10 protein-coding genes and 1 pseudogene are annotated in these 13,946 nt (G+C 65.4%); 5 read left to right on the forward strand and 6 right to left on the reverse strand.

Features of this window, described 5'->3' with window-relative positions:
- Nucleotides 1–54: 54 nt before the first annotated feature.
- Entirely contained in the window at nucleotides 55–834 is a 780-nt protein-coding gene (locus tag BC1002_RS12530) for an L-iditol 2-dehydrogenase (RefSeq protein ID WP_013090397.1), read from the reverse strand.
- Between the two features lie 251 nt (nucleotides 835–1,085).
- Here BC1002_RS12530 and BC1002_RS12535 point away from each other — a divergent pair, with 251 nt between their 5' ends.
- From BC1002_RS12535 to BC1002_RS12550, 4 genes are all read left to right on the forward strand, one after another.
- On the forward strand, nucleotides 1,086–1,583 hold the full coding sequence (locus BC1002_RS12535) for a Fur family transcriptional regulator (RefSeq protein WP_013090398.1): 498 nt from the start codon (nucleotides 1,086–1,088) through the stop codon (nucleotides 1,581–1,583).
- 91 nt (nucleotides 1,584–1,674) lie between these two features.
- A complete protein-coding gene (locus tag BC1002_RS12540) occupies nucleotides 1,675–2,658 on the forward strand; it encodes a metal ABC transporter solute-binding protein (protein WP_013090399.1) in 984 nt (327 codons plus the stop codon).
- Nucleotides 2,655–3,623, forward strand: a complete 969-nt coding sequence (locus tag BC1002_RS12545) for an ABC transporter ATP-binding protein (protein ID WP_013090400.1) — start codon at nucleotides 2,655–2,657, stop codon at nucleotides 3,621–3,623. The genes BC1002_RS12540 and BC1002_RS12545 overlap by 4 nt, the downstream gene beginning before the upstream one ends.
- Nucleotides 3,616–4,398, forward strand: a complete 783-nt coding sequence (locus tag BC1002_RS12550; protein WP_013090401.1) for a metal ABC transporter permease — start codon at nucleotides 3,616–3,618, stop codon at nucleotides 4,396–4,398. The genes BC1002_RS12545 and BC1002_RS12550 overlap by 8 nt, the downstream gene beginning before the upstream one ends.
- 86 nt (nucleotides 4,399–4,484) lie before the next feature.
- Here BC1002_RS12550 and fghA read toward each other — a convergent pair whose 3' ends face one another.
- The 3 genes and pseudogenes from fghA to BC1002_RS12565 all read right to left on the reverse strand — a co-directional run bounded on the left by fghA (nucleotide 4,485) and on the right by BC1002_RS12565 (nucleotide 7,200).
- A complete protein-coding gene (gene fghA / locus BC1002_RS12555) occupies nucleotides 4,485–5,339 on the reverse strand; it encodes an S-formylglutathione hydrolase (RefSeq protein WP_013090402.1) in 855 nt (284 codons plus the stop codon).
- A gap of 105 nt (nucleotides 5,340–5,444) precedes the next feature.
- Nucleotides 5,445–5,579: pseudogene (locus BC1002_RS38860) on the reverse strand (zinc-binding alcohol dehydrogenase); the annotation flags it as partial.
- Nucleotides 5,580–5,733: 154 nt separating this feature from the next.
- Nucleotides 5,734–7,200 carry a xylulokinase gene (locus BC1002_RS12565; protein ID WP_013090404.1) on the reverse strand — a complete coding sequence of 489 codons (1,467 nt, stop codon included), beginning with the start codon at nucleotides 7,198–7,200 and terminating at the stop codon, nucleotides 5,734–5,736.
- Nucleotides 7,201–7,667: 467 nt separating this feature from the next.
- Between BC1002_RS12565 and BC1002_RS12570 the strand changes: the two genes are divergently transcribed.
- Nucleotides 7,668–9,077: a nucleobase:cation symporter-2 family protein gene (locus BC1002_RS12570; protein WP_013090405.1), complete on the forward strand. Its 1,410-nt coding sequence runs from the start codon at nucleotides 7,668–7,670 to the stop codon at nucleotides 9,075–9,077.
- A 115-nt stretch (nucleotides 9,078–9,192) separates the two neighbouring features.
- Here the strand turns inward: BC1002_RS12570 and BC1002_RS12575 are convergent, their stop codons facing one another.
- Nucleotides 9,193–10,713 (reverse strand): efflux transporter outer membrane subunit, encoded by a 1,521-nt coding sequence (locus tag BC1002_RS12575; RefSeq protein ID WP_013090406.1) that lies wholly within the window; start codon nucleotides 10,711–10,713, stop codon nucleotides 9,193–9,195.
- 1 nt (nucleotide 10,714) lies between these two features.
- A complete protein-coding gene (locus BC1002_RS12580; RefSeq protein WP_013090407.1) occupies nucleotides 10,715–13,945 on the reverse strand; it encodes an efflux RND transporter permease subunit in 3,231 nt (1,076 codons plus the stop codon).
- Nucleotide 13,946: the final 1 nt, after the last annotated feature.

A 13,946-nucleotide genomic window follows, 5' to 3' on the forward strand; every position in this document is an offset into this window, starting at 1 on the left:
GGCGGAATGACGCGCCGCTCCGTGCAGCCAACGTGCCCGCTTACTGCTCTTCGTTCAGCTCATCCAGTTGCCGCCGTCGACGTTCAGCGTCTGCGCGGTGATGTAGTCGGCATCGGCAGACGCGAGGAACAACGCGGCGCCGGTCAGGTCGTCGGGCACGCCCATGCGGCCGAGCGGCACGGCCTCGCCGACGAGGCGCTTCTTCTCGCCGAGCGGCCGGTTCTCGTAGCGTGCGAACAGCGCGTCGACCTCGTTCCACATCGGCGTGTCGACGACGCCCGGCGCGATGCCGTTTACATTGATCTTATGCGGCGCGAGCGCGAGCGCCGCGGACTGCGTATAGCTCAACACCGCCGCCTTGGTCGCGCAGTAGTGCGACACCAGCGCCTCGCCGCGCCGGCCGGCTTGCGACGACATGTTGATGATCTTGCCGCCGTGGCCCTGCTCGACCATCTGCCGCGCCACCGCCTGCATCAGGAAGAACATGCCCTTCACGTTGACCGCGAACAGGCGGTCGAACACGTCCCAGGATTCGTCGAGGAGCGGGCGCATGTCGAACAGCGCCGCGTTATTGAAAAGGATGTCGATCTGGCCGAAGCAGCCGAGCGTGCTCGTGACGATGCGCTCGATGTCCTCGCGGCGCCGGACGTCGGCGCTGACGCTCAACACGCGCTCGCCGTAGGTGCCGCGCAGCGCGCCGCCGATGCTGTCGGTCGGCTTCACGTCGACCAGCACGCAGCGCGCGCCTTCGTCGAGATAGCGCAGAGCTACCGCTTCACCGATACCGCTGGCCGCGCCCGTCAGAATGGCGACCTTGTCCTTCAATCGTGCCACTGCCTGTCTCCGGTTCGTTTTTACATTTTGGCGTAGTGAGCGAACGCTCATTGCGCGATCAATTGCTCGGCTAGTGATCGAATGATCGGATACGGGCCGGGTCATGTCAAGGCACGCGGACGAATTTCGATGGTGCAGCGCGGCAGGCTTCCCGCCACGCGAAGATGCGCGACTGACAAAAAATCGCGATACGTTATATCATTTCGACCTCGCCGCCTGCCGGGGGCTGCCACGCCAGGAGATCCACGTCGATGACTACTTCGCTCGCCGAACAGCACGCCATGCGGCTCGCGCATGCGGATGCGCACGCCGCGGCGCAGGGGCTCGCGCTGACACCGCTGCGTCGCCAGGTGTACGCGGCGATCGTCGCGAGCGAGCGGCCGGTCGGCGCGTACGAATTGCTCGACGCGCTCGCGCCCGAGCGCGGTCGCATGCCGCCGACTACCGTCTATCGCGCGCTCGACTTCCTCGTCGCGCATGGCTTCGTGCATCGGATCGAATCGAAGAACGCGTTCGTCGCCTGCTGCGAAATCGGCGTGCCGCATCGCAGCCAGTTCCTGATGTGCGACGGCTGCGGCGCGACCGTCGAAATTCCCGGCGACGAACTCGCCGACCGCCTGTCGCACAGCGCGCCGGCGCATGGCTTCGAGGTGCATCGCCAGGTGATCGAGCTGAGCGGCCTGTGCGGGCTATGCGCGCGAGCGGCGAAGCCTGGCGGCGCCGGCGGCTCGCCAGGCGCCTCGTCGTAATCAGCCGCGCGGCGCCGCGCCGGGCGCAACGCTGTATTCGGCCTTGCCACCCCGAGTGGCTCATTAAACTCTCAAGCAGCAGGAAACAACGATGAAAACGATCCGCTTGATGTTGTCGAAAGCGCAGCGCGCGCTGAAGCGTTCGATGTCTGTTCGCAACCATCTGTGGACCTGTCTGCTCGCGCTCGCGGCGCTCGGCTTCGGCCATGGCGCGTTCGCCGCCAACGCGAAAATCCCGGTCGTCGCCGCAGAAAACTTTTATGGCGACGTGGTGCGGCAACTCGGCGGCGATCGTGTCGACGTGACCAGCATCCTCAACAACCCGGACCAGGACCCGCATCTGTTCGAAGCCAGCCCAGCCACCGCACGCGCGTTGCAGCACGCGAGTCTCATCGTCTACAGCGGCGCCGACTACGATCCGTGGATGGCGAAGCTGCTGGCCGCGTCGAAAGGCACGCAGCGCACCGTGATCGTCGTGGCTGATCTCGTCGGCAAAAAAGGCGGCGACAATCCGCACCTGTGGTACGACCCGGCGACGATGCCGAAAGTCGCGCGCGCGGTCAGCGACGCGCTCAGCGCTGCTGACCCGGCGCACAAGTCGGCGTACGATGCGAACCTCGCGAAGTTTCTCGATTCGCTGAAGCCGATCGACGCCAAGGTCGCCGAGCTGCACGGCCGCTATGCAGGCCTGCCGGTCACGGCGACGGAGCCGGTGTTCGGCTATATGTCGGACGCGATTGGCCTGAACATGCGCAACCAGCGCTTCCAGCTCGCCGCGATGAACGACACCGAAGCGAGCGCGGCCGATATCGCCGCGTTCGAACGCGATCTGCGCGAGCGGCGCGTGCGCGTGCTGATCTACAACAGCCAGGCCACCGAGGCGCTGACCCAACGCATGCTGAAGCTCGCGCAACAATCGAAGGTACCGACGATGAGCGTCACCGAAACCCTGCCGGCCGGCAAGACCTATCAGACGTGGATGCTGACGCAGCTCGACGCGTTGCAGAAGGCGCTCGCGGCGGGCGACACGAACGGCGCGAACGGTGCAGCCAACGCGAAAGGAAAAACTCCATGATTCCGACTGGCCATCGAACGCCAGCAGGTGCGCTGACAGGCGCACGCACGCCGCAGGGCGACACGCCCGTGCTCGAACTCGACAACGTGACGCTCGATCTGGGCGGCCGCACGATCCTGCGCGACACCAGCTTCGTCGTAAACCAGGGCGAGTTCATCGGTGTGCTCGGGCCGAACGGCGCGGGCAAGACGACGCTGATGCGCGCGGTACTCGGCCTCGTGCCGGCCGCGGACGGCGCGATTCGCGTGCTCGGGCAGACGGTCGAGCGCGGCAACGCGTCGATCGGCTATATGCCGCAGACGCGCAGCGCGCTCGCCGGCCGCCGTGTGCGCGGCCGCGATTTCGTCGCGATGGCCGCCGATGGTCATCGCTGGGGCTTGCCGCATGCGGATGCGAAAACGCGCGCGGACGTCGATCGGGTGCTCGACCTCGTCGGCGGGACGAATCTCGCGAAGCGGCCGCTGTCGGAGTTGTCGGGCGGCGAACGGCAGCGGCTGCTGCTCGCGCAATGCCTGCTCGGTAATCCGAAACTGCTGCTGCTCGATGAACCGTTGATCAGTCTCGATCCGCATCATCAGAAGAGCGTCGTCGAACTCGTGCGGCGCGTGCAGCAGGAACTCGGCATTGCGGTGCTGTTCTCCGCGCACGAACTCAATCCGCTGCTGAACTCGATCGATCGCGTGCTGTATCTCGGCAGCGGCGTCGCGGCGCTCGGCACCGTCGATGAAGTGATCACGCGGCCGGTGCTGTCGCGTCTGTACGGCTCGCCGATCGATGTGATGCGCGTGAACGGCCGCATCTTCGTGATGTCTGGCGGTGTCGAAGTCGAGAAGCACGATCACGAGCACGAACACGACGAGGACGGCGGACATACGCATTCGCACGGTCACTCGCACGACCACGGCCACTCACACAGTCACTCAAACCCGCACGACTCACGCGACGGACACACGCACGATGTTTGAATACGATTTCATGGTGAACGCATTCGCGGCGTCGGGGATCGTCGCGGTACTGGCCGGCGTGGTCGGCTATTTTCTGGTGATGCGCGGACAGACGTTCGCGGGCCACGCGCTGTCGCATGTCGGCTTTACCGGCGCGACCGGCGCGGTGCTGATCGGCATTTCGCCGATCTGGGGGATGATCGGCTTCACGCTCGCGGCCGGTGTCGGTATGGGTGCGCTTGGCGAGCGACTCGCTGGACGCGATGTCGCGATCGGCGTGATTCTTTCCTTGTCGCTTGGCTTCGGGCTGCTGTTTCTGCATTTCTTCACCGCGTATGCGACGCAGGTGACGGCGCTGCTGTTCGGCAACGTGCTCGGCGTCAATGCATCGACGCTCGGGGTGCTTGCAGCGCTCGGTGTGGTGAGTCTCGTGGCGCTGGCGGCCATCATGCGGCCGCTACTGTTCGCATCGCTGCAGCCGGAGCTGGCCGAAGCGAAGGGCGTGTCGCTGCGCCGCGTGTCGGTGCTGTTTCTCGCGATCGCCGCGCTGGCCGTCGCCGCCTGCACGCAGATCGTCGGCGTGCTGCTCGTGTTCACGCTGATGGTGGGCCCGGCCGCCGCCGCGCAGAACCTGAGCACGCGGCTGTCGACGGGTCTCGTGCTCGCGGCCGTGTTCGCGCTCGCGCAGGCGTGGCTGGGGCTGACGCTCGCGTTCTATACCGATTGGCCGACGAGCTTCTGGATCACCGTGCTATCGGCGGCGGTGTATGGCGGGAGTTTGCTGAAGCGGCATTGAGCGGCGCTTGCGTCGATCACATGAAAAAACGGCGGCACGTGATGTGCCGCCGTTTTTTCATTTAGCGCCGCGTTTTACGACGTTTTTCAGCCGAGCAACACCTTCGCGTGATGTGCGAGATGATCCTCGATGAACGTCGAGATGAAGTAGTAGCCATGGTCGTAGCCTTCGTGCCGGTGCAACGTCAACGGCTGCCCCGCGGCCTTGCACGCCGCTTCGAACACGTCGGGATTCAGCTGCGTGGGCAGGAACTGATCCGCGAGTCCCTGATCGACGAGAATTCCCGCCGCGAACTTGTGCGTTGCGTGCGCGACCAGTTCGCTCGCGTCGTACTGCTTCCACGCCTCACGGTTCTCGCCGAGGTAGCCGCTGAACGCCTTCTCGCCCCACGGACAACGCATCGGCGCCGCGATCGGCGCGAACGCCGACACTGACCGATAAATGTTCGGATTGCGCAGCGCGAGCATCAGAGCGCCGTGCCCGCCCATCGAGTGACCGAAGATGCCGAGGCGCTCGCCATCGATCGGCAGGTTCGCAAGCACAGTCTCGCGCAGTTCATCCCGCACGTATGAGTACATCCGGTAATTCCTCGACCACGGCTCCTCGGTCGCGTCGACATAAAAGCCCGCGCCGACACCGAAGTCCCACGCATCGCTCTCGCCTGGCACACCCGCGCCGCGTGGACTCGTGTCCGGCGCGATCAATGCGATGCCGTGCTGTGCCGCGAAGCGCTGGGCGCCGGCCTTGATCGGAAACGTTTCTTCCGTGCAAGTCAGTCCGGCCAGATAGAACAATGCCGGCACACGTCCCGCATTCTCATGCAACGCCTGCGGCGGCAGATAGATCGAGAAGCGCATCGGCAGACCGATCGCGCGCGACTCGTGCCGGTAAAAGCGCTGCTCGCCGCCATGACAGGCGTGCGACGATAGTAGTTCGAGCATCGTGATATTCCTCGCTTAGTAGAGCACGACCGAGCGGATCGACTCGGCCTTCTTCATCAGGTCAAAGCCCTCGTTGATGCACTCGAGCGGCAGACGGTGCGTGATGTAGTCGTCGGTATGGCAGATGCCCGTCGCCTTCACTTCGCTCAGCACCTCACCGGCGCGCGGACCTTCGAGATCGACTTCCTCGATCGTCAACGGGGCGCCGGCTTTCCATGCGACTGCTCCTTTGCTCTTCATCATCAATGCTCCTCCGAGTGCGTGAGTGCGTGAGTGCGAAAAGCGCATCGCGTGCCCAGTGACTACGTGGCGCGCGAAAGGCGTAATGGTATTGCATAGAGCGCAAAGGCTGCGCCGCCGATCGCACTCGGCGCCGCGTTCGACGCCGTCGCTGCTACTGCGCTTCGCGCGGCGCCCTGCCACCGAACCACGGCTCGACCCGGCCATACAAATCGACGAAGCGCGCATAGCGTCCGGCAAGCGCCGCATCGCCTCGCGGACCCGCGACGCATGTCGCGCCCGGCGCGAGCGCGGCGAGATCGCGCGTTAGCCAGTGACCGCACGCGAGACCGCCGAGGATCGCCGCGCCGCGCGGCGCCGCGTTCGGGCAATCGACCGCGTGCAATTCGACGTCGAGCGCATCGGCAAGCAGCTGTCGCCAGCGCAAATCGACAGAGCCGCCGCCCGCGAGCTTGAGCGCCGTCACCGGCGCGCCGCTCGCGCGAATCGCGTCGAGCCCCGCGCGCAACGAGAACGCGACGCCCTCGAACGCGGCGCGCATCATCGTCCCGCGCGTATGCTCGAGCGATAAACCGAGCCAGCCGCCTCGCGCCTGCGGGTTCAGCCACGGCGTGCGCTCGCCGGTCAGGTACGGCAGGAAGGTCAGCGTCGACGCCGCGTGACCCGTTGCATCAGCGGCTGCATTCGCCGCATCGCCGAATGCCTCGCGGTAAGCGTCCGCCCACTCATACGACAGCCATCCGCGTACCCGCTCCAACGCGATGCCGACGTTCTGCATCGCCGCCATCCGATACCAGTGATCGCTCGCCGCGCGATAGCGATGCAAGCCCTTCAGCGGCGCCGGCTCATGGTTCGCGAGCACGACGATCTGTCCGCCGCTGCCGGTCGTCAGCAGCGCGTCGCCGTCGTGCGCGAGTCCGCTGCCGAGCGCCGCGCACGGCGTGTCCGCGGCGCCGGTCGCGAGCACGATACCGGCCCGCAAGCCGAGTGCCTGCGCGGCCTGCGGCGACAGCGCGCCCGACACCGCATACGACGGCGCCAGCGGCGCGAACCACTCGCGCGGAATCTCGAGGCGTTCCAGCAGCGCCGCGTCCCACGCGCCGGCAGGATCGGCGAGCGCGGTCGCGCACGCGTCTGACGCATCGGTCACGCACGCGCCGCCGAGCGCGACGCGCAGCCAGTCTTTCGGCTGCAGCGCCCAGCGCGTGCGGCGCGCGGCTTCCGGTTCATGCAGCACGAGCCAGCGCAGCAACGGACCGGCCATGCCGGGCGCGACCGGATTTGATTGCGACTCCGGCCATGCGTCGAGCACGGCGAGCGCGCGCGAGTCGGGCCACAGCATCGCGCGCCGCACCGCCGCGCCGTTTGCATCGAGCAGCACGACGCCGTGCATCTGGCCGGAGAAGCCGATCGCGCGCACGCCGTAACGCAACTCGCGCGGCAGGCCCGTCATCGCATCGACGAGCGCGTTCCACCAGGTCTCGACGTCGATTTCGGCCCAACCCGCGTGCGGCGTAACCAGCGCATACGCGACGCTCGATACCGCCTGCTCGCGTCCATGTTCGTCGACGATTGCCGCTTTCAGGGAGCCGGTGCCGAGATCGATGCCGAGAAAACTCATGAGCGCAGGGACGTTGAAATGAGGATCAGGAAGGAGCCAGCGAGGCTGGCGACGAGACCGGCAAGCGAAGCAAAAAACGAGGCCGCCGCGACACCGCGAACGTTCGGCGAACGGGCCAAAACACACGCGGGAAAAAGCCCATTCGCGGGTTAACCCCCTCGTGCGGCGAGCATCGTCAAAACAGGACTATGCGTGCAGCGTGATACACGTCATTGATTCTCACACATATCCCCGCCGGCGACGAAGCCGCGCCGCGCACGCGACGCACCGCCCGCAATCGCCACCGCATGGGGCTCTTCGCCGCTGCGCTGCCGATCCGTCCCACCCGTGGCTATAAATTGCCGTTCAAAATAGGCCTTTGCATATCGTCGCCGGGAATGCCGGAATAGCCACGTACGGTCTTGTTACGACTTTTCGTCCCCGCTACCTTGGAGTCATCCCAAAACGAGATGGTGGAGACAGACGACATGCAAGCGAACACGGTTCACCCGTGCGACGAGCGCCTACCGGCCGGCCAGTTGCTCACTCTCGGCATCCAGCACGTGCTGGTCATGTACGCTGGCGCGGTCGCGGTGCCGCTGATCATCGGCGCGGCGCTGAAGCTGCCGAAAGACCAGGTCGCCTTCCTGATCAGCGCCGACCTGTTTTCCTGCGGCATCGCCACGCTGATCCAGACGCTCGGACTGTGGATCTTCGGCATCCGTCTGCCCGTCATCATGGGCTGCACGTTCGCGGCCGTCGGCCCGATGGTCGCGATCGGCACCAATCCTTCGCTCGGCCTCCTCGACATCTTCGGCTCGACGATCGCGGCCGGCGTGATCGGCATTCTGCTCGCGCCCGCGGTCGGCAAGCTGCTGCGCTTCTTCCCGCCGGTCGTGATCGGCGTCGTGATTTCGGTGATCGGCTTGTCGCTGATGGAAGTCGGTATCAACTGGGCGGCCGGCGGTGTCGGCAATCCCGAATACGGCAATCCGGTCTACCTCGGCCTGTCGCTGCTCGTGCTGACGCTGATCCTGCTGATCAACAAGTTTGCCAGGGGTTTCGTCGCCAATATCTCGGTGCTGCTCGGCATCGTCGCGGGCTTCGCGATCGCGCTGATGCTCGGCCGCGTCAACCTGGACGGCGTCATGCACGCGCCGTGGGTCGGCTTCGTGATGCCGTTCCACTTCGGTTTGCCGCACTTCGATCCGCTGTCGATCGCGACGATGGTCACCGTCATGTTCGTCACGTTCATCGAATCGACCGGCATGTTCCTCGCGGTCGGCGACATGGTCGATCGTCCGGTCGATCAGAAGACGCTGGTGCGCGGCTTGCGCGTCGATGGTCTCGGCACGCTGATCGGCGGCATCTTCAACTCGTTCCCGCATACGTCGTTCTCGCAGAACGTCGGGCTGATCGGCGTGACCGGCGTGAAGAGCCGCTTCGTCTGCGCGATGGGCGGCGTGATCCTCGTGCTGCTCGGCCTGTTTCCGAAGATGGCGCAGGTGGTCGCGTCGGTGCCGGCGTTCGTGCTCGGCGGCGCGGGCATCGTGATGTTCGGCATGGTCGCGGCGAACGGCATCAAGGTGCTGTCGCGCGTCGACTTCGTCAGGAATCAGCACAACCTGTTCATCGTCGCGGTGAGCATAGGGCTCGGCCTCGTGCCGGTCGTGTCGCCGCACTTCTTCTCGCAGCTGCCGCCGGCGTTGTCGCCGCTGCTGCATAGCGGGATTCTGCTCGCGTCGGTGTCGGCGGTCGTGCTGAACCTGATCTTCAACGGCGTGAAGAGCGAGAAGAAGGCGAAGAGCGAGCTTCGCCGCGCCGGGCACGATCTGGACAAGAGCGCGGGCAGCGAGCCGCAGGGCAACGAGATGCTACGAGCGGCGGACCTGCATTGAGCTTTTGATGCACCGCTGACGCGGTGAGCGGCACCGAACGCCGCGCCTCAGCAAAAACGCCACGGCATGCCGTGGCGTTTTTGCTTTACATCAGCGGTTCATCGAGCCGAAGGGCTTACCCTGCCCCTGCCGTCGCCGCCGAAGCCGCGACCGGTGCGCTTGCCGCACCGTAGTCGACCGGCGCGTCGGCGGGACGCGGCTGGTCGCCGTTGTGCTCGATCCAGCCGCCGCCGAGCGCCTGGTACAGCGTGACCAGATTCTGCAGACGTCCCATGCGCGCGGTGACCAGCGCCTGCTGCGCCACGTACAACGAGGTCTGCGCGGTCAGCACCGCCAGGTAGCTGTCGACGCCGTTCGTATAACGGAGCGTCGACAGATCCAGCCGGCGCTGCTCGGCCGCGACGTCCCGCTCGAGCGCCGCGATCTGCTCGTCATAAGTGCCGCGCGCGGCCAGTCCGTCCGCCACTTCGCGGAAGGCCGTCTGGATCGCCTTTTCATACGTGGCGATCTGCACGTTCTTCTCGATGTTGGCGAGATCGAGATTGGCCATGTTCTGACCGCCCTCGAAGATCGGCAGCGTGATCGACGGCGCGAAGCTCCACGCCGCCGAACCCGGCTTGAACAGCCCGCCGAGCGTCGGGCTCAGCGTGCCGGCGCTGCCGGTCAGCGTGACCCTCGGGAAGAACGCGGCGCGCGCCGCGCCGATGTTAGCGTTGGCCGCGAGCAGATTCTCTTCGGCCTCCATGATGTCGGGACGGCGCGTCAGCAGATCGGACGGCAGGCCCGCCGGAATATCCGTGAGCAGGCTCTGGTCGTTCAGCGGCAGGCCCGTCGGCAGGTCAGCCGGCAACGGTTCGCCGATCAGCAGCACCAGCGCGTTGTCAGCCTGGGCCCGCAACCGCGTCTGCGTCTGCAGGTCCGCGCTCGCGGTCTCGACGACCGTTTGCGCCTGGCGCAGATCGAGTTCCGAACCGGTGCCGTTGTCGAACTGCAGCTTGGTGATCCGAAACGACTCCTGTGCCGTCTTCAGCGTGTTCTGCGTGACCTTCAGCAAATCGTCCAGTTCGAGCACCGTCATGTACTGGTTGGCCACCTGCGCCACCAGCGCGATTTCCGCGGCCTTGCGCGCCTGCGCGGTGCCGAGATACGTGGCCAAGGCTTGATCCTTCAGACTCTGCACGCGCCCGAAGAAGTCGATTTCCCACGACGCGTTCAAGCCCACCGAATACGTGTTGGAGATCGTCACGCCGGTGAACGTCAGGTCCTTCGGCGTGCGCGACCTGCTTTGCGAGGCCGCGGCGTCGAGCGTCGGGAACAGACCCGCGCGCACGATGCGGTACTGCGCCGCCGACGCCTGCATGTTCAGCACCGACACCCGCAGATCGCGGTTGTTCTTCAGCGCGATCTCGATCAGCTGCTGCAGACGCGGATCGACGAAGAAATTGCGCCAGCCGATGTCGGCGGCGGCCTGGCCGTTCGCGCTGCGCTCGCCCTGCGCGCCCGGCTGCTGGTCGTACACGCCGCCGGTCGGGAAGGTCGCCGTTACGGGCGCCGCGGGCCGCTGGTAGTGCGGCGCCAGCGTGCAACCCGTGGCGAGCAGCGCGACCGCCACTGCAATCAAAGAGTGTTTTTGCATCTCAATGCCCATCCTTGCCCGAGCCATTGCCATTCGACCCGTCGGTCGTGCCACCCGTCGCGCCGCCTTGCGGATCGTGCGGATGGTGCTGTTCGTAGTGGCGCAGCGCCTCATCCGGGTCTTCCTTCTCACCGCCGAACTTCGCGCGAATCACGACGAAGAACATCGGGATCATGAAGATCGCGAGGAAGGTCGCCGTCAACATACCGCCGATCACGCCGGTACCGATCGCATGCTGGCTGGCCGAGCCCGCGCCGTTACTGATCGCGAGCGGCAGCACACCGAGAATGAACGCGAGCGAGGTCATCAGAATTGGACGCAACCGCAGACGCGCCGCTTCGAGCGCGGCCTCGATCGGGCCCATGCCTTCACTCTGCTGCAGTTCTCGCGCGAATTCGACGATCAGAATCGCGTTCTTCGCCGACAGACCCACGGTGGTCAGCAGACCCACCTGGAAGAACACGTCGTTCTCGAGCCCGCGCAGCGTCGCCGCCAGCAGTGCGCCGATCACGCCGAGCGGCACCACCATGATCACCGAGAACGGGATCGACCAGCTTTCATACAGCGCCGCGAGACACAGGAACACGACGAGAATCGAGATGCCGTACAGGATCGGCGCCTGCGAGCCCGACTGACGCTCCTGCAGCGACAGACCTGTCCACTCGTAGCCGACACCCGCCGGCAACTTGGTGACGATCTGCTCCATCGCCACCATCGCCTGACCGGTCGACTTGCCCGGCGCGGCCGCACCCTGGATTTCCACCGACGGGATACCGTTGTAGCGCTCGAGCTTCGGCGAACCGAAGGTCCACGCGGTGTTCGTGAAGGCCGAGAACGGCACCATCGCGCCCGCGCCATTGCGCACGAACCAGGCATTCACGTCTTCCGGTTTCATCCGGAACGGCGCGTCGCCCTGCAGGTACACCTTCTTGATCCGGCCGTCGGTGTCGAGGAAGTTTTGCACGTACGCCGAGGCCCAGGCGATCGAGAACGTCTGGTCGATCGAGGCCAGCGACACGCCGAGCGCCGAAGCCTTCTCGTGGTCGATGCTCACCTTGAACTGTGGCGTATCGTTCAGGCCGTTCGGACGCACCTGCGCGAGCGTCGGGTCCTTCGCGGCGAGACCAAGCAGCATGTTGCGCGCTTCCATCAGCTTCGCGTGACCGAGACCCGCGCGATCCTGCAGCTGGAAGTCGAAGCCCGCCGCGGTGCCGAGCTCAGGAATCGACGGCGGATTGACTGGAAATACGACCGCATTCTTGTAGCTGCTGAAGTGCATGTAGAGACGCCCAACCAGCGCCTGCACCTTCTGGTCCGCATGCTGACGCTGCGCGTAGTCCTTCATCCGCACGAACACGAGACCTGCATTCTGGCCACGGCCGGCGAAGCTGAAGCCGTTCACGGTGAAGGTCGATTCGACGATCGCCTTCTCTTCGTTCAGCAGGTAGTCCGACACGTCCTTCAGCGCGTGCGCGGTGGTCTCCTGCGTGGAACCCGACGGCGTTTGCACCAGCACGAACATCGTGCCCTGGTCTTCGTCAGGCAGGAACGACTTCGGCAATCGCACGAACAGCAAGCCCACCGCGAAGATCACCACCATGTAGATGATGAGCCAGCGGCCCGAGCGCTTGATCACGTGGTGCACGCCCGAGTGATACTTGTCGCGGCTCCTGTTGAACGTACGGTTGAACCAACCGAAAAAGCCGGTGGCTTTTTCGTGATGACCCTTCGGAATCGGCTTCAGGATCGTCGCGCACAGCGCCGGCGTCAGAACCAACGCGACGAGCACGGACAGCACCATCGCCGCGACGATGGTCAGCGAGAACTGCCGGTAAATCGCCCCGACCGAGCCGCCCGAGAACGCCACCGGCACGAACACCGCCGACAGCACGAGCGCCACGCCGACGAGCGCGCCGGTGATCTGGTCCATCGCCTTGCGGGTTGCCTCGCGAGGCGATAAGCCCTCCTCCTGCATCACCCGCTCGACGTTTTCCACCACCACGATCGCGTCGTCCACCAACAGACCGATTGCGAGCACGAGACCGAACATCGACAGCACGTTGATCGAGAAGCCGACCACGCTCATGATCGCGAACGTACCGAGCAGCACCACCGGCACCGCGATCGTCGGGATCAGCGTGGCGCGCAGGTTCTGCAGGAACAGGTACATGACGAGGAACACCAGCACGATACCTTCGAGCAGCGTCTTGACCACTTCCTCGATCGACAGGCGCACGAACGGCGTCGTGTCGTACGGGTACTGCACCACCAGGCCGTGCGGGAAGTACTTCGACAGTTCGGCGATCTTCGTGCGCACCGCCTTCGCGGTGGCGAGCGCGTTCGCGCCCGTGGCGAGCTGGATACCGAAGCCTGCCGTCGGCTGACCGTTGTACTTGGTGTCGAAGTTGTAGTTTTCGCCGCCGAGCTCGATGTGCGACACGTCGCGCAGACGCACCTGCGAGCCGTCCTGATTCACCTTCAGCAGAATGTTGCCGAACTGCTCGGGCGTATTGAGCAGCGTGGCCTGCGTAATCGTGGCCTGCAGCACCTGACCCGGCACCGACGGCGTGCCGCCGAGCGCGCCGCCCGCGACCTGCACGTTCTGCGCCTGCAGCGCAGTTTCGACATCGAGCGGCGTCAAGCTGAAGTTATTCAGCTTGTTGGCATCGAGCCAGACCCGCATCGCGTACTGCGAGCCGAACAGCGTCACCGTGCCCACACCGTCGATACGGCTGATCGGATCCTGGATGTTCGACGCGACGTAGTTCGCGAGGTCGTACTTGTTCATGCTGCCGTCGGTCGACACGAACGCCATCACCAGCAGGAAGCTGCTGCTCGACTTCGTGACCCGGGTGCCGAGCTGCTGCACCGCCTGCGGCAGCAGCGGCGTGGCGAGCTGCAGCTTGTTCTGCACCTGCACCTGCGCGATGTCAGGGTTGGTGCCGGCAGCAAACGTCAGCGTGATGGTGGCCGTGCCCGAGTCGTCCGAGGTCGACGCGAGGTACAGCAGGTGGTCCAGACCGCTCATCTGCTGCTCGATCACCTGCGTGACGGTGTTTTGCACCGTCTCCGCCGAAGCACCCGGATAGGTTGCGCTGATCTGGATGGCCGGCGGCGCGATGGTCGGGTATTGCGCGATCGGCAATGTGAACACCGACGCGAGACCCGCGAGCATCAGAATGATGGCGATCACCCATGCAAAAATCGGGCGATCAATAAAGAACTTTGCCATG

It is taken from the genome of Paraburkholderia atlantica (assembly GCF_000092885.1).
GTDB classification, from domain to species: domain Bacteria; phylum Pseudomonadota; class Gammaproteobacteria; order Burkholderiales; family Burkholderiaceae; genus Paraburkholderia; species Paraburkholderia atlantica.

Coding starts and splice junctions, on each gene's coding strand:
- BC1002_RS12545 (WP_013090400.1), top strand. CDS start 2,655: ATGATTCCGACTGGCCATCGAACGCCAGCAGGTGCGCTGACAGGCGCA.
- BC1002_RS12535 (WP_013090398.1), top strand. CDS start 1,086: ATGACTACTTCGCTCGCCGAACAGCACGCCATGCGGCTCGCGCATGCG.
- BC1002_RS12575 (WP_013090406.1), bottom strand. CDS start 10,713: ATGCAAAAACACTCTTTGATTGCAGTGGCGGTCGCGCTGCTCGCCACG.
- BC1002_RS12580 (WP_013090407.1), bottom strand. CDS start 13,945: ATGGCAAAGTTCTTTATTGATCGCCCGATTTTTGCATGGGTGATCGCC.
- BC1002_RS12550 (WP_013090401.1), top strand. CDS start 3,616: ATGTTTGAATACGATTTCATGGTGAACGCATTCGCGGCGTCGGGGATC.
- BC1002_RS12565 (WP_013090404.1), bottom strand. CDS start 7,200: ATGAGTTTTCTCGGCATCGATCTCGGCACCGGCTCCCTGAAAGCGGCA.
- BC1002_RS12540 (WP_013090399.1), top strand. CDS start 1,675: ATGAAAACGATCCGCTTGATGTTGTCGAAAGCGCAGCGCGCGCTGAAG.
- BC1002_RS12570 (WP_013090405.1), top strand. CDS start 7,668: ATGCAAGCGAACACGGTTCACCCGTGCGACGAGCGCCTACCGGCCGGC.
- fghA (WP_013090402.1), bottom strand. CDS start 5,339: ATGCTCGAACTACTATCGTCGCACGCCTGTCATGGCGGCGAGCAGCGC.